The 21,121-nt window shown below is 72.0% G+C and carries 17 protein-coding genes; 5 read left to right on the top strand and 12 right to left on the bottom strand.

Going from position 1 to position 21,121, the window contains the following annotated elements; genetic code table 11:
• Nucleotides 1–9: 9 nt before the first annotated feature.
• From ABZW11_RS01795 to ABZW11_RS01775, 5 genes are read right to left on the bottom strand one after another with little or no spacing between them, the layout of a single operon-like run.
• Entirely contained in the window at nucleotides 10–1,590 is a 1,581-nt protein-coding gene (locus ABZW11_RS01795; RefSeq protein WP_355411526.1) for an acyl-CoA synthetase, read from the bottom strand.
• Nucleotides 1,590–2,735 carry a thiolase domain-containing protein gene (locus ABZW11_RS01790; RefSeq protein WP_355411524.1) on the bottom strand — a complete coding sequence of 382 codons (1,146 nt, stop codon included), beginning with the start codon at nucleotides 2,733–2,735 and terminating at the stop codon, nucleotides 1,590–1,592. The genes ABZW11_RS01795 and ABZW11_RS01790 overlap by 1 nt, the downstream gene beginning before the upstream one ends.
• The gene (locus ABZW11_RS01785) at nucleotides 2,732–3,760 is read right to left on the bottom strand and encodes a lipid-transfer protein (protein WP_355411522.1); all 1,029 of its coding nucleotides are present in this window, start codon (nucleotides 3,758–3,760) and stop codon (nucleotides 2,732–2,734) included. The genes ABZW11_RS01790 and ABZW11_RS01785 overlap by 4 nt, the downstream gene beginning before the upstream one ends.
• Nucleotides 3,757–4,656, bottom strand: coding sequence for an OB-fold domain-containing protein (locus tag ABZW11_RS01780; protein ID WP_355411520.1), 900 nt, complete (start codon nucleotides 4,654–4,656; stop codon nucleotides 3,757–3,759). The genes ABZW11_RS01785 and ABZW11_RS01780 overlap by 4 nt, the downstream gene beginning before the upstream one ends.
• Nucleotides 4,646–6,193, bottom strand: coding sequence for an acyl-CoA synthetase (locus ABZW11_RS01775; RefSeq protein WP_355411518.1), 1,548 nt, complete (start codon nucleotides 6,191–6,193; stop codon nucleotides 4,646–4,648). The genes ABZW11_RS01780 and ABZW11_RS01775 overlap by 11 nt, the downstream gene beginning before the upstream one ends.
• Before the next feature lie 116 nt (nucleotides 6,194–6,309).
• Here ABZW11_RS01775 and ABZW11_RS01770 point away from each other — a divergent pair, with 116 nt between their 5' ends.
• The 3 genes from ABZW11_RS01770 to ABZW11_RS01760 are packed head-to-tail and all read left to right on the top strand — an operon-like array spanning nucleotide 6,310 to nucleotide 7,852.
• A complete protein-coding gene (locus tag ABZW11_RS01770) occupies nucleotides 6,310–7,119 on the top strand; it encodes a crotonase/enoyl-CoA hydratase family protein (RefSeq protein ID WP_355411516.1) in 810 nt (269 codons plus the stop codon).
• 57 nt (nucleotides 7,120–7,176) lie between these two features.
• Nucleotides 7,177–7,455 (top strand): type II toxin-antitoxin system prevent-host-death family antitoxin, encoded by a 279-nt coding sequence (locus ABZW11_RS01765; RefSeq protein ID WP_355411514.1) that lies wholly within the window; start codon nucleotides 7,177–7,179, stop codon nucleotides 7,453–7,455.
• Nucleotides 7,448–7,852 (top strand): type II toxin-antitoxin system VapC family toxin, encoded by a 405-nt coding sequence (locus ABZW11_RS01760; RefSeq protein ID WP_355411512.1) that lies wholly within the window; start codon nucleotides 7,448–7,450, stop codon nucleotides 7,850–7,852. Before ABZW11_RS01765 ends, ABZW11_RS01760 begins: the two co-directional genes overlap by 8 nt.
• A 2-nt stretch (nucleotides 7,853–7,854) precedes the next feature.
• On the opposite strand, the gene ABZW11_RS01755 is transcribed toward ABZW11_RS01760, so the two are convergent.
• Nucleotides 7,855–8,961 (bottom strand): nitronate monooxygenase family protein, encoded by a 1,107-nt coding sequence (locus ABZW11_RS01755; RefSeq protein WP_355411510.1) that lies wholly within the window; start codon nucleotides 8,959–8,961, stop codon nucleotides 7,855–7,857.
• A gap of 162 nt (nucleotides 8,962–9,123) precedes the next feature.
• Nucleotides 9,124–10,047: a DUF3068 domain-containing protein gene (locus tag ABZW11_RS01750; RefSeq protein ID WP_355411508.1), complete on the bottom strand. Its 924-nt coding sequence runs from the start codon at nucleotides 10,045–10,047 to the stop codon at nucleotides 9,124–9,126.
• 166 nt (nucleotides 10,048–10,213) lie between these two features.
• Between ABZW11_RS01750 and ABZW11_RS01745 the strand changes: the two genes are divergently transcribed.
• Nucleotides 10,214–11,359: an acyltransferase gene (locus tag ABZW11_RS01745; protein WP_355411506.1), complete on the top strand. Its 1,146-nt coding sequence runs from the start codon at nucleotides 10,214–10,216 to the stop codon at nucleotides 11,357–11,359.
• Here ABZW11_RS01745 and ABZW11_RS01740 read toward each other — a convergent pair.
• The 5 genes from ABZW11_RS01740 to ABZW11_RS01720 all read right to left on the bottom strand — a co-directional run bounded on the left by ABZW11_RS01740 (nucleotide 11,286) and on the right by ABZW11_RS01720 (nucleotide 19,218).
• A complete protein-coding gene (locus ABZW11_RS01740) occupies nucleotides 11,286–15,452 on the bottom strand; it encodes an alpha-(1->3)-arabinofuranosyltransferase family protein (protein WP_355411504.1) in 4,167 nt (1,388 codons plus the stop codon). The genes ABZW11_RS01745 and ABZW11_RS01740 overlap by 74 nt on opposite strands.
• Nucleotides 15,449–16,615 (bottom strand): glycosyltransferase family 4 protein, encoded by a 1,167-nt coding sequence (locus ABZW11_RS01735; protein WP_355411502.1) that lies wholly within the window; start codon nucleotides 16,613–16,615, stop codon nucleotides 15,449–15,451. Before ABZW11_RS01735 ends, ABZW11_RS01740 begins: the two co-directional genes overlap by 4 nt.
• On the bottom strand, nucleotides 16,612–17,415 hold the full coding sequence (locus ABZW11_RS01730) for a glycosyltransferase (protein WP_355411500.1): 804 nt from the start codon (nucleotides 17,413–17,415) through the stop codon (nucleotides 16,612–16,614). The genes ABZW11_RS01735 and ABZW11_RS01730 overlap by 4 nt, the downstream gene beginning before the upstream one ends.
• Nucleotides 17,416–17,426: 11 nt before the next feature.
• Nucleotides 17,427–17,561: a hypothetical protein gene (locus tag ABZW11_RS01725; RefSeq protein WP_281394582.1), complete on the bottom strand. Its 135-nt coding sequence runs from the start codon at nucleotides 17,559–17,561 to the stop codon at nucleotides 17,427–17,429.
• A 121-nt stretch (nucleotides 17,562–17,682) separates the two neighbouring features.
• Nucleotides 17,683–19,218 carry a hypothetical protein gene (locus tag ABZW11_RS01720; protein WP_355411499.1) on the bottom strand — a complete coding sequence of 512 codons (1,536 nt, stop codon included), beginning with the start codon at nucleotides 19,216–19,218 and terminating at the stop codon, nucleotides 17,683–17,685.
• An 82-nt stretch (nucleotides 19,219–19,300) separates the two neighbouring features.
• On the opposite strand from ABZW11_RS01720, the gene ABZW11_RS01715 reads away from it, so the two are divergent.
• Nucleotides 19,301–21,118, top strand: a complete 1,818-nt coding sequence (locus ABZW11_RS01715; RefSeq protein ID WP_355411497.1) for a hypothetical protein — start codon at nucleotides 19,301–19,303, stop codon at nucleotides 21,116–21,118.
• Nucleotides 21,119–21,121: the final 3 nt, after the last annotated feature.

Below are 21,121 nucleotides of genomic sequence, written 5' to 3'. Positions count from 1 at the left end.
GGAAGGCTTTCAGGCGTTTTCGGCGGTTTCCCGAGCCCACCGGTAGTCGGCCTTCCCGGCCGGGGAGCGGACCATCTCGTCCACGAACGCGTACGTCCGAGGCACCTTGTACCCCGACAGCAGCGTCCGGCAGTGCGCGTCCAGCTCCTCAGGCGTCACCGGCACCCCAGGCCGGGGCTCGATGACGGCGGCCACGCGGTTGCCCCAGCGCTCGTCCGGCACCCCGGTCACCACCGCGTCGAACACGGCGGGATGCCCCTTGAGCACCGCTTCGACCTCCTCGGGGAACACCTTCTCGCCGCCGGTGTTGATGCACTGCGAGCCGCGCCCGAAGACGTTCACCGTGCCGTCCTTCTCGACGGTGGCGAGGTCGCCGGTGAGCAGCCAGCGGGTGCCGTCCTCGTCGACCACGAACGTGCGCGCGGTCTTCTCGGGGTCGTTGTAGTAGCCGAACGCCACCCGACCCGACCGCGCCACGGTGCCGAGCTGCCCTGAGCCGGGCTCGACGGGCCGGTTCTCCTCGTCGAGGACGGCCAGCCTGACGACGGAGTTGGGCTGGTAGCGCAGGCCCTTCTCGGGCGAGGAGCCGGCCACGCCGGAGGCGGTGTAGCCGGACTCGGTGGAGCCGAAGTTGTCGAGGATCATGACGTTCGGCAGCAGCTCCTGGAGGCGGTCGCGGACGGCGCCGGACAGGATCGCCCCGGTCGAGCTGATCACGAACAGCGAGGACACGTCGTACGAGCCGGTCGCCAGCTCCTCGGTGAGCGGCCTGGCCATGGCGTCGCCGGTGATGTTCACGGTGGTGACGCGTTCGCGCTCGATCGTCCGCAGGACCTCGGCGGCGTCGAACTTGCGGACGTACACCATGGTCGAGCCCATGAAGAAGGCGATGAACGTGGCCATCTGCGCGGCCCCGTGCATGAGCGGCGGCGCGGCCATCATCACCATCGGGTTGGCCTTGGCCGCCTCGTCGATGACCTCCTGCGGCGTGGTGCGCGGCTCGCCGTACGGGTTGCCGCCGCCGAACCCCATGAACAGGTCCTCGACGTGCCACATCGCGCCCTTGGGGAGGCCGGTGGTGCCGCCGGTGTAGATGATGTAGACGTCCTGGCCGGAGCGGGCGGGGAAGCCGCGGTCGGGCCGGCCGCGCTCCAGAGCGTCGCCGTACGTCACGGCCCCGCCGATCGAGGGCGGCCCGCCCACGGCGACGAGGTGGTCGAGCAGCGGCGCCTGCCCGGCGACGGCGGCGACCCGGGGCTCGAACTCGACGTCGTAGACGAGCGCCCGCAGGTCGGCGTCGCGGTAGAGGTAGAGCAGCTCGGCCTCGACGTAGCGGTAGTTGACGTTGATCGGCACGGCCCGGATCTTGAGCGCGGCGAGCAGCCCGGCGACGTACTCGACGCCGTTGTAGAGGTGCAGGCCGACGTGCTGTCCCGGCTCGATGCCGAGGTCCATGAGGTAGTGGGCGAGCCGGTTGGCCTCGGCCTCGAGCTCGGCGTACGTGCGCCGCTCATCGCCGCAGACGATGGCCGTGCGCTCCCCGATCGTGTCCGCGAGCCCCTCGAACAGGTCCGCGTGGTTGAACTCCATCAGGGTCTCCCCCGTCCGACGATCCACATCGCGAAGAACTGGGCTCCCCCGCCGTAGGCGTGGCCGAGCGCCGTACGGGCGCCGTCCACCTGGTGTTCGCCGGCCATGCCGCGCACCTGCAGCGCGGCCTCGGCGAACCTGATGAGCCCCGACGCCCCGATGGGGTTGCTGGACAGCACCCCTCCCGAGGCGTTCCACGGGATGTCGCCGTCGAGCGCGGTGGCGCCCGACTCGGTGAGCTTCCAGCCCTCGCCCTCGGCGGCGAAGCCGAGGTTCTCCAGCCACATGGGCTCGTACCAGGAGAACGGCACGTAGACCTCGGCCACGTCGATCTCCCTGCGCGGGTCGGTGATGCCGGCCTGGCGGTAGACGTCGGCGGCGCAGTCCTTGCCGGCCTGCGGGCTGACGGTGTCGCGCCCGGCGCGGAAGATCGGCTCGGAGCGCATGGCGGTGCCGTGCACCCAGGCGGGCGTGCCGGTGACGGCCGATTCCGAGGCCAGCACGAGCGCGCAGGCACCGTCGCTGGAGGGGCAGGTCTCCAGGTAGCGGATGGGCTCCCAGAGCATGGGCGTCGACTCGACCATCTTCTGGTCGATGCCGGGGATCTTGAGGTGCGCGTACGGGTTCCTCAGCGCGTTCAGCCGGTCCTTGACCGCGACGAGCGTGCCGATGTGCCCGGGCGCGCCGGTTCTGCGCATGTACTCGCGGATGTGCGGCGCGAAGTAGCCGCCGGCGCCGACCACGAGGGACGAGCTGAAGGGCAGGTGGGTGGACAGGGCCCAGGTGGCGTTCGACTCCGACTGCTTCTCGAAGGCGACGACGAGCACCCGGTCGTGCACGCCGCCCTGGACGAGTGAGGCGCCGACGATGGCGGTGGAGCCGCCGACGCTGCCCGCGGTGTGCACCCGCATCAGCGGCTTGCCGGCCGCGCCGAGCGCGTCGGCGAGGTACACCTCCGGCATCATCACGCCCTCGAACAGGTCGGGCGCCTTGCCGACGACCACGGCGTCGATGTCCTTGAACGTCAGCCCGGCGTCGTCGAGCGCCCGCTGCGCCGCCTCGCGGACGAGCCCGGCGAGCGAGACGTCGTGCCGCTTGGTGGTGTAGCGGGTCTGGCCGACGCCGATGACCGCGCACCTGTTCATCGCGCCTCCAGGACGGTCACGAGGTTCTGTTGCAGGCAGGGGCCGGCGGCGGCGTGCGCGACGGTGCGGCGGGCGGCGCCGTCGTGGATGCGCCGCGCGGCCTCGCCGATGCGGATGAGGCCGGTGGCCATGACGGGGTTGGCGGCGAGCGGCCCGCCCGAGGGGTTGATGAGGGTGTCGCCGCCGAGCTCCAGGGCCTCGCGCAGGATGACCTCCTCGTGCGGGAACTGGGCGTGCAGCTCGGCCACCTCGACCGGGCCCTTGGCGACCCCGGCGGCGCGGGCGGCGTCGGCGGCGGAGCCGGATCGCGCGAGGTCGCGCAGGCCGAGGTAGTGGGGCTCGATGCGGTGGGCGATGCCGGTGATGTAGGCAGGGCTGGGGCACAGCTGCCCGGCCAGGTCGCCGGCGGCGAGCACGACGGCCGCCGCGCCGTCGGTGACGGGCGGCACGTCGATCTTCCTGAGCGGCCGCACGGCGTAGTCCTCACCGCCCGGCTCCGGCTCGGGCAGGTCCAGCGCGTACGGGTTGCCGCGCCCGTCCGCCCTGCTCCGCCGGACGATCTCAGCCAGCTCCCCGGGGTCGGCTCCGACGGCGGCGGCCTGGAGCGCGGCGTAGGAGAGCTGGTCGAGGCCGAGCGGAGCCAGGTAGTAGGGGTCGAGCTGGAGGGTCATGATCGTGCGCAGGTCGCCGAGCGACGGCTTGCCGAAGCCGTAGACCAGCGCCGAGTCGACGTCGCCGTGCTGGAGGCGGACCCACGCCTCGTACAGGGCCCAGGCGCCGTCCATCTCGACGTGGCTCTCGGAGATCGGCGGCCAGGCGGCGAGCGCGTCGAGCGCCGACACGAACGAGAACGGCGCTCCCGCGAGGTAGTCGCAGCTGCCCGAGCAGGTGAAGCCGAACCTGGTGAGCCCGGTGCGCTCCTTGACCTCGTTGATGACCGGGGCGATCAGCTCGGGCTCGCTCAGGCCGGTGTCGTGATCGGTGTGCCGCGTCTGGGCGAACGCGACGATGGCCACATCTCTCATGACAGCTCCACATCGGGCTCGCCGGTGGGGGCGAACCAGCGGATGTTCGCCATGGACGCCGTGCGCTCGCTTTCGGGCACCCAGACCGCCTTGACGCGCATGCCCTGGCGCACCTCGTGGGCGGGCACGTCGCCGACCAGCGCGATCAAGGGGATGTCGGTGCCGTCGAGCAGGATGTACGCCGACACGAACGGCACCTGCGGGGCCCGCGGGTCGGGCAGGTTGTTGATGGCGAACGTGGTGATCGTCCCGGTGTCGGGCACTTCGAAGGTGTCGGGGAGGGCGCTGCCGCATTCGGGGCACGCCGCCCGATACGGCACGTACACCTTGGCGCAGCGCTCGCAGCGCCCGCCGAGGAGGACGCCGCGCTCGACCCCTTCGAGGAAGACCCGCAGCGCGCCGCCGGCCTGGAGGCGGTATTCGGCGCGCACGTCGGAGACGATGTGGGTGACCTCGGGGACGAAGTGCGACAGGTCGGTGATGTGGCCCTTGGGCCGGTCGCGCCACACCGGCCAGACCCGCATGCCCTGCCGCAGCGCCTTGGGATCGCCGGGGTCGAGGGCGTGCACGAGGTCGGTGTCGGCGCCGTCGAGGCGGATCAGCGCCCAGGCGAAGGGGCGGTCGAGCGGGTGTCCTGGCAGTGGCTCGTCCACCCAGGCCCACGTGGTGACCGTGCCGGCCGGGCCCACCTCGACGTAATCGCCGGTGACGGCTTCGCCGGTGGCGGGGTCGTACTCGAGGGGCGGCACCAGCACGCGGCCCTCCGCCGTACGCACGCCGACCAGGCGGCGGGCGCGTAATTCGCTGAGGAACCGGCCGATCACCGGCCCCGTCGTACGCGTGTAGCCGCCGGGGAACTCCAGGACGTGCTGCGCGACCAGCGGATCAGATGGCACGGTCGTGTCCCTCCCAGTACGGGGCGCGGAGCTTGCGTTTGAGCAGCTTGCCGTTGGGCTCGCGGGGCATCTCGGCGATGAAGTCGATGCTCTTGGGCCACTTCATCCTGGCCAGGCGGCCCTCCAGCGAGGCCAGCAGCTCGGCCTCCAGCTCGGGGCCCGGCTCGGCGTCCTGCGCGGGCTCGACGACGGCCTTGATCTGCTCGCCCCACTCCTCGTCGGGAATGCCGAACACGGCCACGTCGGCGACCTTCGGGTGGACCATGAGCTCGTTCTCGATCTCGGCCGGGTAGATGTTGGCGCCGCCTGAAATGATCATGTCGGCTTTGCGGTCGCACAGGTAGAGGAAGCCGTCCTCGTCCAGGTAACCGATGTCTCCGACGGTGAAGTGGTCTTTGAGGCGGTTCGCGGCGGTCTTGTCGGGGTCGCCTTTGTACTCGAACGTGGCGCCCATCATCTTCATGTAGATCGTGCCCGGGGTGCCGGTGGACACCGGTTCGCCCTGGTCGTCCACGATGAGCAGCTCGCTGATCGGCCACGCCTTGCCGACCGTGCCGGGGTGCGCCCTCCAATCCTCGGGCGTGGCGATGGTGCCGCCGCCCTCGGTGGCCGCGTAGTACTCGTACACGCAGTCGCCCCACCAGTCGAGCATCGCCCACTTCACCGGGACGGGACAGGGGGCGGCAGCGTGGATCATCCAGCGCAGCGAGGACAGGTCGTACGCGGTGCGCGTCTTCTCCGGCAGCGCCAGCAGCCGCTTGAAGTGGGTGGGCACCAGGTGCGAGTTGGTGATGCGGTGCCGCTCGCACAGCCGCAGCATCTCCTCGGCGTCCCACTTGTCCATGTAGACGAGCGTGTGCCCCATGTGCAGGGCGGTGCCGCCGAACTGGGTCACCGCCGTGTGGTAGCTCGGCGAGGTGACGAGGTGCGCGTTCGGTCGGCCCGGCGTCATGCCGAACAACGTGAGCAGGAACGTCATCAGCTCGGCCCCGTCGTCCGGGTCCATCCCGCTGAGCGGCCTTCTGACGCCTTTGGGCTTGCCGGTGGTGCCTGAGGTGTAGTGCATGGTCGCGCCGGCGGTGCGGCCTTCCGGCGCGGTGTCCGGCTGCCCGCCGGTCAGCTCGCTCATCGGACGGAACCCGCCGGCCTCGCCTCCTGTCAGGAACCGCCGCTCGGGCGCGATGGCCTCGGCGCCGCGAATGCCCTCGGCGAGGAAGCGCGGGTGCACGAAGAACGCCTTGGCCTCGCTGTCGGAGACGATGTACGCGATCTCCGGCCCGGTCAGGTGCCAGTTGACCGGTGTGTAGTACCAGCCCGCCTGCAGCGCCGCCAGGTAGAGGACGAGGCCGTCGGCGCCGTTGGGCACCAGGCCGCAGACGCCGTCGCCCGGCTGGAGACCGAGCGCGCGCAGCCCGTGCACGAGGCGGTTGGAGCGGGCGAGGAGGTCGCCCGCGCGGTGCTGGGTGCCGTCGGGGTCCACGGCCGCGATCCACTCGGGATCCGCCTGCGCGAGCCTCCAGAAACCGAGCGTGCCCATCTGATCTCCTCAGCTGTGGGCGGGCAAAACAGGAACCTGTTCTCGTTTGCTGGTGGGAGCGTATCCTGGGCCCAAGTTCGTAGCAAGCGCTTGATCTAGCGACTTCGGAGGCACCCGTGGAGCTCCTGCCGATCAGCACGCCGCACTGCCGGATCGAACGCGACGGGCACGTCCTGACCGTCACCATGAACCGGCCGGAGGCCCGCAACGCGCTCTCCTCCGACATGCTGATCGGGCTGGCGTCGGCGTGGGCGTACGCCTCCGGGGAGCCCGGCATCCGGGTGGCGATCCTGACCGGCGCCGAGGGCACGTTCTGCGCCGGCGCCGACCTCAAGGCCATGGGACAGCCGTCGAGCGACCCCGGCGTCCAGGCCAGGGCCGCCCAGATCCCCAACTTCCACTGGAAGGGCCTGCTCCGCGAGGACCTGCCGACCAAGCCCATCATCTGCGCGGTCGAGGGCTACGCCGTCGCCGGGGGCACCGAGCTCCTGGTGGGCACTGACCTGCGCGTGGTCGCCGAGTCGGCCACCCTGGGCCTCTTCGAGGCCAAGCGCGCCCTGTTCCCGATGGGCGGCAGCGCCGTCCGCCTCCCCCGCCAGATCCCGTACTGCCACGCCATGGACCTCCTGCTGACGGGCCGCGCCGTCACGGCCGCGGAGGCCCTGTCGATGGGCCTGGTGAACCGCGTGGTCCCGGACGGCCAGGCGCTGGCGGCGGCCCGCGAACTGGCGGACGACGTGGCAAGCTCGGGCCCCCTGGCCGTCCAGGCCATCCTCCGCACCTACCGCGACACCTTGGGCCTCCCGGAGCAGGAGGCCCTGAAGGTCTCGGACGAACTGGGCTGGCCCGTCATCGGCTCAGAGGACGCCAAGGAAGGCACCCGCGCCTTCCGCGAAAAACGCCCCTCTTTCTACCAAGGCCACTGAATGCTCTTATACTGATGTGAGTAGCACACCGAGCTACGCGGGGCTACAGTGAGGTGCATGTTGAAGATCATCAGTCAGCGTGAGCTCCGCAACAACTCCGCTGCCGTCATGGACGAGGTCGAAGCGGGTGAGGTTTTCCACATCACCCGCAACGGCATCGAGATCGCAGAGCTGCGTCCGCTTCCGCGTAGGCGCCGGCTCAGTGCGGAGGAGCTTGTTGCCAAGCACCGTCTCCTGCCAAAGGTGGACTACGCCGAGATGCGCCGCGAGGCCGACGAGTTCTTCGACGGCGAGGACCGCGTGGGCGACGACCCGTGGGAGCGGCACCATGGCTGATCACCGTGCCATGGGCGTCATCGATACGTGCGTGTTCATCGACCTCGCGGAAATTCCACCCGAGGCCCTTCCGAAGCAGCCGGAACTCACGACCGTCACGCTCGCTGAGCTGCACCAAGGCGTGGCCATGGCGAAGAACGAAGCGTCCCGGGCCGCCCGCATGGAGAAGCTCGGCATGGCCGCCGTCGATTTCGAGCCGCTGCCCTTCGACTCCAAGGCCGCGGCGCGTTATGGCAGCCTGGTCGCACTCACCCTCGCAGCCAAGCGAGATCCGAGGCCGCGGCGGATGGACCTCATGATCGCCGCAATCGCCTCCAGCCGGGGACTCCCCCTCTACACCCGCAACACGGACGACTTCGTCGGACTAGAGAGCATGGTCACCGTCGTGCCGGTGTGAGGTCAGTCGGCGGTGAGGCTGTGGAGGCGGTCGAGGGCTTCGGTGTACTCCGAGATCAGGTCGTAGACGACGTCCTTGGCCGGTTTGACCTGGTTCATGACGCCGATGATCTGGCCGGCGGGGAAGGTGGCCAGCTCGCTGGCGTCCGAGCGGCCGATGCGGCGCAGAGCGTCTGAGACGAGCATGAACTGCAGGGGCATCGGGAGCGTGCCCGGCGACTCCTCCGACTCCCATGCCTCGGTCCACTCGTTCTTGAGCAGGCGGGCGGGCTTGCCGGTCCAGCTCCGGGAGCGGACGGTGTCGCGGGAGGTGGCGGCGAGGATGCGACGCCGGGCCATCTCCGGGGTGTCGGCCTCCTCGACCGTGAGCCAGATCGAGCCCGTCCAGACGCCCTCGGCCCCGAGCGCCATCCCCGCGGCCATCTGGCGGCCGTTGCCGATGCCGCCCGCCGCCAGCACCGGTACGTCCACCGCGTCCACGACCTGCGGGATGAGCACCATGGTGGAGATCTCGCCAGTGTGCCCGCCGGCCTCGGTGCCCTGGGCGACCACCACGTCCACCCCGACCTCGACCTGCTTGAGCGCGTGGCGCGGGGTGGAGGCGAGGGCGGCGACCTTGACGCCGTGGGCGTGGGCGAGCTCGACCACGTCGGCGGGCGGCGGCCCGAGCGCGTTGGCGAGCAGCGCGATGGGGTGACGCAGGGCGACCTCGACCTGGGGGCGGGCGGTGGCGTCGGTCCAGCCGAGCAGCACCCGGCCCGGGTCGGCGTCCGAGGACAGGGGCGGCACGCCGTGCTTGGCCAGGAGGCCCTCGACGAACGCCCGATGCCCGTCGGGGATCATGGTCTGGAGCCGGCCGACCAGCTCCTCCGGCGCGAAGTCGGCCCCCTCGTACGAGGCCGGCATGACGACGTCCACCCCGTACGGCCGGCCGTCCACGTGGTCGTCGATCCACTTGAGCTCCATCTCGAGCTCTTCCGGGGTGAAGTAGAGCGCGCCGAGCACGCCCATGCCGCCGGCCTTGCTGACGGCGGCGACCACATCCCGGCAGTGGCTGAACGCGAAGATCGGGAGCTCGATTCCGAACATGTCCGTGACGCGTGTCCGCATGGCCCGACAATACGTCTGGAAAGCGGCGAACTGCAACGCGTTCTAGACCAGAACCTTTCGTCTGGTACTGGTGAGTAACCTGGAAATGAAACGCGTTCCGTCAAAGCGTCGAGTCAACGAAAAAGGGGCCCGTTCGCACGGGCCCCCGAAACACCGCGAATGTCACCCGGCGTCGGCCGGGCGGCGGCGCCCCACGATGACGCCGGCCACGACGAGCACGACACCGATCACGAGCAGCACCAGCGGGATGACGTTCCGCAGCAGGTTGATCATGTTCTTGCCGTCCTGGGCGTTCTTGACCAGGTCGTCGACCGTCTTCTCGGTCATCTTCGCGGTCGCGACGAAGGCCGCGGAGCGCTCGACGCCGTCCTGCGTCTTCAGCACCTCGTGCCGCTGCACCTCCTGCCGGACCGGAGACCCGGTGACCGGCTCGATCCAGAACGTCGTCTTGCCGTCGTACCAGCGGTCGACCTGCACGTCACCGGTGGTGCCCGTGATGCCGAGCACGTTGGCGGGCGCGCTGCGGGTCTCGGTCTTGGTCGGGGGCACGGTCTGCTCGAAGACGTAGACCGGCAGGCCGTTGACCTTGTCCTCGCGGACGAACGTGGCGTCGAACGCCTTCTGCGCGGTGGCGTTGAACACCTTGTACGTCTTCTTCTCCACGTCGAAGGGGAACTTGTAGACCTGCCCCTCCAGCGTGACCGGCGCCTTCTCGACGCTGGACCCGCAGCAGTTGAGCGCCACCCCGGTGTAGCGGTCGAAGGCGCTGCGCCGCTCGGAGATGTCGATCTGGGGCCGCTTGTTGGTCACGTCGTTGACGACCGTGGCCTCGTCCCAGACCACCCGGTCATTGGTGGCCTCCTTCACGTCACCGCGGGTGGTGACGATGATGTCGAGGTCACCGGTGAGCACCTTGAGGTCCTGCAGCGAGAAGTACTGGGCGTTCTTGGCCTCCAGCCGCGAGATGCCGAACTGGTCGGCCGGCGCGGAGATGACCTGGCCCGCCGCCCAGAACTTGAGCAGTGGCGCCAGCGCGATGAAGAAAGCCCCGAACCCGATGAGGACGAGCGTTGAGATGCGACCCATCGAGGCCTCCGCATTGTAGAACATGTTGTCGTTCGGTGCGATCGTCGAGCATCAAAGTATGACAGGGGGTGCGGCCCGTCAGCGGCGGGCAAACCACCGCAACCAAATCGATAGAAACAGGTTCTATCGTGGTTGCCGCAATCGGTGACGGGACATTGGAGCAGCGATGAAGGGCAGGGACGCGGCACTCGACGGCATCCGCGCGGTGGCCGCGCTCGGCGTCTGGCTGCTGCACGTCGGGAGCAACACCGGCGTGATGTACCGCGACGGCATGCTCCACTGGCTGATGAGCCGCCTGGGCATCGCGGTCCCCATCTTCTTCCTCCTGTCGGGCCTGCTCCTCTACCGCCCGTGGGCGCGCGCGGTGATCGAGAATACGCCACGGCCCCGGCCGCTCGGCTACCTGTGGCGCCGGGTGCTGCGCGTCATGCCCGTCTACTGGCTGGTGAGCGCGCTCGCCCTGTGGGCGTGGGCGTCGTACGACTGGACCGGCTGGCTGAAGTGGATGCTGCTCGCGCAGAACTTCTTCCCCGCCGACCCGACGCCCGACGGCCTCTACCAGATGTGGACGCTGCCCATCGAGATGTCCTTCTACGTGCTGCTGCCCGTGCTGGGCTGGGCGCTGCACCGGTGGGCGCGCGGCGGCAACAGGCCGGTGCGGCTGCTCGCCGGCATCGCGGTGCTGCCGCTCGTCTCGGTGGTCACCGTGGTCGTCGCCCGGCTGTCCGGGCAGCCGGACCTGGCCCTGCTGCTGCCGTACCACCTGGTGTTCTTCGGCTGCGGCATGGCGATGGCGGTGCTGTCGGTGTGGATCGGGCACAGCCGTGTGATCGACTCGCTGGCCCCGCAGCTGCTGGTGCTCGCCGGCCTGCTGTACGCGCTGCTCAGCACCGACCTGGCCGGCCCGCGCACGCTCGTGCTGCCCACCCTGGGACAGTCGCTGTGGCGGCTCAGCCTGGAGACGGCGGTCGCGGTGCTGCTGGTGGCGCCGTTCGCGCTGGCCTCCAGACCCGACTCGCTGCGCAGCCGGGTGCTCGGCAACCCCGTCGCGAGCTACCTCGGCCGCATCTCCTACAGCTTCTTCCTCTGGCACGCGCCCGTGATCACGCTGCAGCTCAAGCTGACCGGCGCGCAGCCGTTCCAGGCCGACTTCACCAGCGTCGCGGTGATCTCGTTCATCGTGACGATGCTGCTCAGCGTCGGCAGCTACCACCTGATCGAGGTGAGCGCGCTCAAGCTCAGCCGACACCGGTCAGCACCTGCCTCGCCGCCGGCAGCTCGCGCGGCGCTGCCGGCCGCGCCGGCTCCGTGACGAGCTGGCCGAACAGCACGCCGACCGCCGCGCATGACGCGAGCTGCGGCACGTGGTCCATAAGCGGGTCCATCAGCACCTCCACGTCGATCCCGTAGTCCCGCAGCGTCATGCCGGCGGCCAGGGACAGCGCCGCCACGCAGAACGCACCGGCCGCCGCCCAGTGCGCGGGCCATCGCCTGGCCCGCAGCAGCAGGGTCACCAGCGCCGCGCCGAGCACCGCCAGCATGCCGGGCCAGCTCGCCGTCCAGCCGCCGAACGCCAGCGCCGCCACCACCACGAGCGGCGCCCGCGGCCGCGACAGGCGGGCGGCCGAAGCGGGGGCGGTCTCGCGTACGTGCTCGGGTCGCGGCCCCCGCAGCACCAGGGCGGCGAGGGCGAGCAGCGCGATCCCGGCCAGCCCCAGCAGCAACGCGAGCCGGTAGAGCCGGTCGGGCAGGTAGTCGAGCCGGACGGTGCCGGAGGTGCCGGCGGGCAGCTCCCATGCCTGCTTCCAGCCGTCGATCCTGACCGGTTTGAGCGTCTCTCCGCCGATGCTCGCCCGCCAGCCGGCGTTGACGTTCTCGTTGACGACGAGGAAGGCGTCCTTGGGCGCGCTGACGGCGACCTCGCGCTGCGACGGCGTCCACGTGCTCGGCACCGCCGAGCCCTCCACGCCGGCGGGCCGCTCGGGCAGCGCCCCGACCACCAGCGCGTCGATCGCGTAGGGGTCCCAGCCCGCCACCCGCACCCGGTTGTCCCCGGCGGCGAGCGGCGCCCTCGCGCAGCCCGTGATCCGCACCGGCCGCTGTTCGAGCAGGTCGGCGTGGGTGCCGGTGACCCGGGTGGGGACGCTGCGGCCGTTCACCTCGATGGCCGGGCCGAACCCGCACGCCAGCCGCAGCGGCACGTCGGCGGGCCGCCCCACCGGGTCCACGCCGGGGATGACCAGCTCGGTCACCTGCAGCCGCTGCGAGAAGGGGGTGAAGCGGAGCTTGAGCCGGCTCGTCTTCATCGCCTTGAACGTCAGGATGCCGTGCTCGTCCACCCGCCCGCCGCGCACGGCCCCGCCGTCGCCGGTGACGATCACGTCGAGCGGCGCCTGGTCGCCGCCGGGGCGGCCGATCTGGACGCGGGAGATCGTCTTCCTGCCCCGCCACGCCACGGTGAGCGTGGGCTCCTTGTCCTCGGCGTCGGGGATCCACGTCGTGCTGTCGTCGGCGTCGAACGCCGACCTGGGCGCGACCACGGCGTCATCGCTGAGCTGGGACGAGCCGGTCACCGTGCTCAGGTCCGCACGGATGCGGGTGTAGCGGTCGATCAGGTCGGGGTCCCGCAGGACCGCCGTTCCCCGCACGGTCACGCTCGAAGCCGCATCGGCGCGGAAGGTCCGGTCGAAACCGGTCTCCTCGCTCTGCTCGGCCAGCGCGACCTCGTTGCAGACCCAGCGCTGCGGGTTGCGCATGCAGGCGGGCCGCTCGTCGAGGCCGCGATCCATGACGTACGCGTCGCCGCCCTGGCCGGGCAGCCGGATCGTGCGGCCGGCCGTGACGCCGGGGATCGACAGCTCGACCACGCCGATGCGCTGGCCGTACGTCCACGTCTCCGACGCCGTGCCGGCCACCTTGAGCCGCACCCAGCTCGCCGGCCCGTCCGGCACGCGCAGCCGCTGCGGGTCCGTCGTACGGGCGACGTCCTGCACCAGGCTGCCCGACTCGGTCTCCACCGCCACACGCGAGACGGCCTGGCCGAGCAGCAGGTCGGGCGCGAACATGACGTTCACGTACGGGATGCGCATCCGTCCCCGCAGGTCCACCCGCAGCCACTCGCCCTGCGGGGCCCTGGTGCCGTCGGTCTCCCAGCCGGTCTTCGTGTTGCCGTCCATGGCCGCGTACGGGCCGCGTCCCGCGCTGCTGATCCCGGCCGGCGCGTACGGGTCCGCGACCGAGGAGGAGGCGCTGATGCCGGCGATGCCGTCGTACTCGGCGACCGCGGCCTCGTCGAGCCAGCCCTTCTCCAGCAGGTCGAGCGCCCTGACCCCGTCGAAGTCGCGTTTCTTGCCGGCCGTGAGGGTCGGAGACCGGTTCGTCCGCAACTCGCCGAACGAGCGCTCGCGCAGCCGCAGCGCGTCGCTGACCACGGAGGGCGCCTCGCGGGTGCCCGCGTCGCCGTTGACCAGCACCGGCTCGTCGCCCAGCAGGCCGAGGTCGCCCATCGCGAGCAGCGAGTCGGGCCCGCCGCGCACGGCCAGCGCGTCGGCCGCAGGGCGGACGGTGACCAGGTCGGCGGCGTCCGACACCTCGTACAGGTCGAGCGCGGGGAAGGCGGGGTCGAGCGCGTTGACCGCGTCGTCGGTCTCCCTGTCGCCGACCGGCGCGCCGAACGAGCGCACCTTCGTGATGCCCGGCGACTCGCGCAGCGCCTCGTAGACGCGCGACGGCCAGGCGCCCTGAAGGTTCTGGCGGATGAGGTCGTTCCTGACGAGCAGGTAGCGCACGCCGAGCCGGCGCAGCACGGTGGTCACGCCGGCCGAGCCGTGGCCGGAGGTCAGGCGCTGGTCGATGGCGTCGAGCAGCCGGGTCAGGCCCACCGAGCCGGGCGGCTCGATCTTCCTGGTGGTCCAGCGGGCCGTGGTCAGCGCCTGGAGCGGCTCGTCCATCGGGCGGCCCCAGACGTACTCGCCGAACTTGGCGCCCGGCACGAGCAGCACGCCGTCGTCACCCGCGTTGGTGTCCAGCCAGGCGGCGGCCTCGCGCCAGTGGGCGGGCACGTCCTCGAAGGCGCCGGGGGCGGCCAGGCCCTGGTTGAAGACGGGCACGACGAGCGCGGCGCAGGCGGCGACGGCCACCGTACGGACCGGCATCCTGGCCTTGACCAGCAGGTGCGCCAGGCCCATGGCGAGCGCGAGCCGGACCAGCGGGTCGAACTTGCGCAGGTTGCGCAGCGGCGCGAGCGGCCCGTCGAGCAGCCAGCGCACCGGCTCGGCGGTGACCGGCTCCAGCGCGCCCGCGTGCCCCGCGACCAGCGCCACCACGCCCACCACGAACACCGCCACCAGGAACCCCCTGGCCGGCAGGTCGCGGCGGGCCAGCCCGGCGAGCCCGAGCGCCGCGATCACGCCCGTGACGACGACCATGGAGGCCGCGGTCGCGATCCTGAACCCCGGCGGCTGCTCCAGCACGCCGTTGAGCGGCAGGTAACGCACCCAGTCGGAGGCGCCGCGCAGCACGTTCGTGAGCGAGGTGACGGCCGTGGTGGTCCCCGCGGTCTCGGTGTACGGCAGGAACGAGAACGCGTACCGGCCGACCAGCAGCAGCGGCAGCGACCAGAACAGGGTGGCCACCGCCACCGCGCCCGACCACCAGCCGAGCAGCCGCCAGCGCGGCACGGGACGCGGCCTGGTGAGGATGTAGAGCACGGGCGCGACCAGCACGGCCAGCACCGCGACGGCGTTGACGCCGCCGCACAGCGCCACCGCCAGCGCCGACCTGATGGCGCCGCGCGCCCGCTGGCCGGTCTCCGACGCGGTGAGCAGCGGCAGCAGGATCCACGGCAGCATCGCGGCGGGCAGCCACTCGACGGAGATCTCGCCGATGATCGACAGCGTGCGCGGAGCCAGCGCGTACGCCAGCGCCCCCGCGATCCTGGTGCCGGGCGAGCCGATGCCGAGCCGCCCCGCCAGCCGTTCCACGCCGAGGAAGGCCACGCACATGAGCAGCGTCAGCCAGATCCGCTGCGTCACCCACGGCTCGACGCCGGCCAGCTCGCCCAGCGCGAAGAACGGCCCCATGGGGAAGATGTAGCCGGCCACCTGGTTCTGGAGCTGGCCGAAGTGCTGCAGGTCCCACAAGTGGGCGGCGCGCTCCAGCCAGCCGACCGGGTTGAGCGCGAGGTCCATCTTGGTGTCGGAGATGAGGTGGCCCGGCCGGGTGGTGAAGGCGAGCAGGCCGAAGCCGAAGCAGCACAGCAGCAGCCACAGGCGGCGCCGGGCGGCCTCCCCGACGGGGCGCCCCGCCCCGGTCCGCCGCCCGGCCACCAGCTTGTCGGTGGGCAGCCGGGTGGGCAGCAGCGTCCTCATCCGCCCGGTCGCGGGCGGCCTGGCGGCTGGGGTCATGGGCGCTCCCCGCCGCCGCTGGGGCCGCCACCGCCGGCGCCGGGGTCGCGGCCGAGGTCGCCGCTCAGGCCGCCGAAGGCGGGGTCCGCGCCGGGGTCGTCGCCGCGCAGGAGGGCGGTGAGGCGGGCGGCGGTGCGGTCCCAGGAGAAGCGGTCAGCCCATTCCCGACATTTCACGGTATAAGTGTCGTCCAGCTCGTCGAGTGCGGCGGCGATCCCCTTGGCCAGCCCGGTCCCCTCGGGCCGCAGCCACCCGGTCTCACCAGGCCGTACGGCATCACGCAGCCCGTCCACGTCGAACGCCACGGTCGGGACCCCCAGCGCGGCGGCCTCCAGCACGCTCAGCCCCCAGCCCTCCCCCTGGGAGGCGCTGACGTGCAGCCACGCCCGCGCGACCAGCCGCGCCTTGTCGTCCTCGGGCAGGTAGCCGTGCAGCGTGACGCCCTCGGGCAGCCGGGCCCGCAGGGCGTCCTCCTCAGGTCCTCTGCCGATGACGTCCACGACCAGGCCCGGCCGGTGCTCGCGCAGCTCGGCGACGGCGTCGAGGAGCAGGTGCACCCGCTTGTGCGCGACCAGCCGCCCGAGGCAGACCACCCGCGGCTCAGGGCTCTTCGCGACAGGCCCAGGTCGAGCGACACTGACCCCGTTCGGGATGACGTGCACCGGCCCGCGCCACCCGAGCCGCTCGCGCATGGCGCGCGCGGTGGACGGCGAGACGGCGACACTGGCGTGCCGCCGGTAGCTCCACCGTGACACCGGCCCCTCCAGGAACCGCCCGAACGCCGCCAGCCACCCCGGCATGTGCACGCCGAACTGCCGGTCGTGCACGTGGTGCACCACGCACACCACCCGCGTCCGCCGCCGCACCACCCAGGGGGTGAAGAACGGGATGCCGTTCTGGCAGTCGAGCACCGCGTCGAAGCGCCCTCCGCGCAGCAGCAACCAGGCCAGCACCAGCGGATAGACGGTGAAGACCCCGCCCATCCGTACGAAAGTCACGCCTTCCACCCGCTCGCGGCGGCGCTGCCCTGGAGCGCGCGCGGTGACGTACCACACCTGATGGCCGGCCCGCGCGAAACGGCGGGCCGACTCCCAGGCGAAGGTCTCGGCGCCACCCGCCTGGGGATGCCAGGGGTCACGCCAGTTGACGACGGCGATCTTCACGGATATCCGACGGGGTCGAGCGGCGGCTCCCACGCCGGCCGGGCGGCGGAGCCGGGTTTCGTGCGCAGCCGCAGCCAGATCCGGCCCAGCTCCAGCACGATGCCGAAGGTGTGCTTGGCCGGCGAGAACCGGGACCCCGGCATGTCCCGCCAGCGCACGGGGATCTCGCGGACCCGGCCGCCCCGCTCGACGCAGCGCGCGAGCAGCTCGACGTCGAAGGCGAAGCCGGGCGTGCGCAGCAGCTCGGCGGTCTCGCGGGCGAGCACGCCGTCGAAGAACTTGAACCCGCACTGGGTGTCGCTGACGCCGCGGACGAGCGCGCCGGCCAGTGCGCGGAAGCCGTACGCGCCCAGCTCGCGAATCCGGCTGTGCCGGTTCTCCACGCGCGAGTCGCGGTGCGCCCGCGAGCCGATCACCACGCGCTCGCCGGACAGCAGCAGCCCGAGCGCGTGGTCGATGGCGTCGAGGTCGGTGGCCATGTCGGCGTCGCAGAAGCCGACGAAGGGCGCGGTGGTGCCGATCAGCCCGGCGCGGACGGCGGCGCCCTTACCGGGGGTCGCGCAGCGGGCGAGCCGGACGGGGACGGGCCCGCGCGGCCAGCCCGAGACGATCTCGGCCGTCCGGTCGGTGCTGGCGTTGTCCACGACGATGACGGAGGTGGGGAACGGCATGCGGGCAAGCTTCGCGCACAGCTGCAGGAGCCCCCCGGGTAGTCGTCCTTCCTCGTTGTACGCGGGAATGACGATCTCGAGCAGTGGTCGCCGACTCGCCCCCTCGCCCCCAAGCGGAGAGGGTGCCATGGCGCTGGGGGTTACCGGTCGCCGTAGTTGTAGAGCGGCTGGTTGACCGGCGTGGCCGTGGCGCCGGTGAAGGAGACCGTGGTGACCGTGGCCACGAGTGCCGCCACGGCGACGCCGATGATCGCTGCTAAGAGGATCTTGATCACGGGGGTTCCTCCTGAAGCGGGCGGGTGGTGCGAGCGTCCCCAAACTTAGAACCAATTCTTGCTACTGGGAAGTAGCTAGGCGAAACTCTAACAAAGCCGTTGACGAGGGTACCGATCGAGGTCAGCGGGCCGCCACCTGGCCGTCGAACCGATACAAGCGCAGGTCACCGGTATCGACTAGGACCTCCGCGCTCCGTAGCCACTGGTCGAAACGATGTCGTTCCGCACCTGTCCCCGCGTCGACCATCACATAGCGAAATCCTGCCGCGCGGAGGTCAGGCGAAGGTCCTACTAGTACGCGTTCTACCTCCTGGGCACGGGGATCCTCGCTGCCGACGACCAGATCGCCGACCCGTACGGCGTCGTTGGTCACCACCCGCCGCCCCGCCACCGCGAAGAAGCGCTGGGCCGGGTCGAGCACCGCCCGGTGCCCGTTCCACGGGAAGCGCCGGTACGACTCGAACGGCAGCACCAGCACCTCGCCCGGCTCGGGGTCCCGCCTGATCACCTCGCGCGCGGCCGTCCAGCCGTCGGGGTAGCGCACGGCGTCCAGCCGCCCGAGCGCGCCCCACGCGAGGGTCGGCAGCACCGCGACCGGCACCAGCACCAGCGCGCCCACCCACGCCCTGCGGCCCGCCACGTGCTCGGTCAGCAGCCCCAGCCCGAGCGCCGCGACGAGGGCCAGCGGCGCCACGTACTGCTGGGCGTCCCTGAACACCCCGAACCCGCCCCACACGCCGATCAGCCACGCGAACGCCGCCCGCCCAGGCCCGCTCACCCCCACGGACGCCACCGCCAGCCCGACGGCGGCGGCCCCGGCCAGCCCCCACTTGTGCGGCAACCGGCTGCCCAGGAACGCGACCACCCCCGCCAGCGTCAGCACCAGCCGGGCCACCGCGCCGACGAAGCTCTCGTAGCCGGGCGGCACCGCGTACGCGTTCCAGATCCCGCCCAGCGCCAGCAGGCTGCCCACCGCGCCGAACGGCGTGTCCGCCCTGGCCGCGAACGCGGCGACCCCCACCGGGTCACCCTCGATCCCGTACGGCCGCAGCGCCGTCACCACCAGCCACGGCAGGCTGAACAGCGCCAGCACCACCGCCACCCGCGCCACCGCCTGCCGGCGCGGCACGGCGGCGGGCAGCGCGGTGATCGCGGTCACCGTCATCGCCGCGAACCCGCCCACGGCGGCGGGCAGCATCGCCAGGGCGAGCCGCCGCCCCGACCACACCGCCCGCACCATCCAGGGCAGCCCGGCGTACCCGAGCAGCAGCGCCCACTGCCCGATGAGCAGCCGCTCGGCGACGTACGGGTTCCACACGTAGAAGGCGCCCGCCACCAGGCGCGGCCCGAGCGAGTCCGACGGCACCAGCAGCGCCGCCCCCGAGCAGCCGAGCACGAAGATCCCCAGCAGGATCGCCTTCTGCACCAGCTCGGCCGGCAGCACCTGCGCCAGCGCGGTCACCACGGCGTCGCTCGGCACCACCCGCGCCGCCCCGCCCGCCAGCCCGAACGTGAAGCGCGAGAACTCCGGCTCAGGCACGAACACCATGTCCTGGACCAGCACGAACCCCCAGCCCAGCGCCGGGCCGAGCGCCACGCAGCCGAGCACCAGCCCGAGCAGGGCGGCGGCGAGCCCGGCACGGGCGGGGTGAGACATCCCGCTATGACATCACAACCGGGACACGATCATTCCATCGCGGCCGGTCCCGTGATTACGCTGCGCCCGGGGGAGGACGGGGATGACGACCATGTGGCAGCGGTTGCGCGAGCGCGACGCCGTGCTGACCGCCGGCCTGGTGATGGTCGCCGTGCAGCTCGTGTGGAAGTACGAGCTGGTCAGGCGGACGTTCTTCCGCCAGGACGACTTCCACTACATCATGCGCGGCCAGGAGAGCGGCCTCACCTGGGACTACCTGATGTGGGTGGACGTCGGCCACCTGCTGCCCGGCGGCTTCGGCATCTCGTGGGCGATGGCCAGGCTGGGAGGCTACAACGAGCTGCTCGCCCATGCCACCACGATGACGCTGCAGGCCGGGGCGAGCCTGGCGATGCTGCGGCTGCTGTGGGTGTTGTTCGGTCCACGGCCGGTCATCCTCGTGCCGCTCGGGCTCTACCTGATCACGCCCATGACCGTGCCGTCGCTGTCGTGGTGGGCGGCGGTGCTGGAGACGCTGCCGCTGCAGCTCGCGCTGCCGATGGCGCTGGCCTCCCACGTGCTCTACGTGCGTCATGGGCGCGCCCGGCATCTCGTGGCGGCGTGCGCGTGGACGGTGTTCGGGCTGCTGTTCTTCGTCAAGGCCGCGTTCATCCCCGTGCTGATGCTGGTGGTGACCGTCTTCTGGCTGGCGCCGCGCGGGTGGTGGCGGCTGTGGCGGGCCTGGGTGCCGTACGCGGTGATCCTCTCCGCGTACGCGGCCGTCTTCTTCACCGGGCTCTACGGCTCCGTGCAGCTCAACGACGCCACCCAGACGCCCGAGCTGCCCGATGCGGGGACGGCGGCCGAGTTCGCGTGGGTGCTCGGCGTCCGCGCGCTGGTGCCGTCGGCGCTGGGCGGGCCCTGGCAGTGGCGGCCGATCGGCGACGACTACGCGATGGCGGCCACGCCGGAACCCCTCGCCTGGACCGGGCTGGCGGTCGCGGCTGTCGTGGTGGCGGTGTCGCTGCGGCACCGGCGGCGGGCCTGGGCCGCCTGGCTGACGCTGCTCGGCTACTTCCTGCTGGCCGACGTGGTGCCGGTGCTGCTCGGCAGGATCGAGGTGCTCGGACCCGGCGTGCTCGGCCACGAGCTGCGCTACCTCGCCGCGACCGCCACCGTCGTGGCGCTCACCGCCGGGCTCGCCTTCATCCCGCTCGACGGCGAGGAACGTCCCTGGTCACGGCCCCTGCCTCGATGGCGGCTCGGCTGGGTGCCGCTGGCCGCCGTCGTCGCCGCCGGCTCGGTCTGGTCCGTCGCCGCGTACGCCGACCGGCCGCTCGGCCGGACCGTGCGCGACTACGTGCGGACGGCCGAGCGGGCGCTGTCCCAGGTGCCCTCGGGGACGGTGGTGCTGGACACGTACGTGCCGCCCGAGGTCGCCGCAGCCGTCTTCTTCCACGAGTACGCCCGGCACTCCAAGCTCCTCGGCGTGCCCCGCCCGTGGCCGGTCAGCTGGGTCGACGAGCTGAACGGGCCGCTGCGCGAGCCGCTGACGTTCGACGCGCGCGGTCGGCTGCGGCCGGTGACCGTGCGCGGGCTGCGGGTGCCGCAGCGCACGTGCGTACCGGTCGGGGCCGATGAGGTGCGCTTCCGGCTGCCGGCGCCGCTGCCCGGCGGCGTCCACACCGCCCAGATCTCCTACCTGAACGCCGCCCCCACCACCCTCGCGGTCCGGCTCGGCGCCCCGGGCCACGCGCAGGCCGCCGCCGGCAAGGACCTCGGCACGACGTACGCCCAGGTCCACGGCCAGGGAGCCGACCTGTTCCTGCGCGCGCTCGGCCCCGGCGCCTGCGTCGGCGAGATCAGGATCGGCCGCCCCGCCCCCGACGAGGACGGCCCGGCCATCCCCCTGGGGGGCTGACCG

It is taken from the genome of Nonomuraea sp. NPDC004580 (genome assembly GCF_040609855.1).
Classification (GTDB): domain Bacteria; phylum Actinomycetota; class Actinomycetes; order Streptosporangiales; family Streptosporangiaceae; genus Nonomuraea; species Nonomuraea salmonea.
The sequence above is the reverse complement of the archived record's forward strand: the minus strand, read 5'-3'. Positions and strand labels throughout refer to the sequence as shown.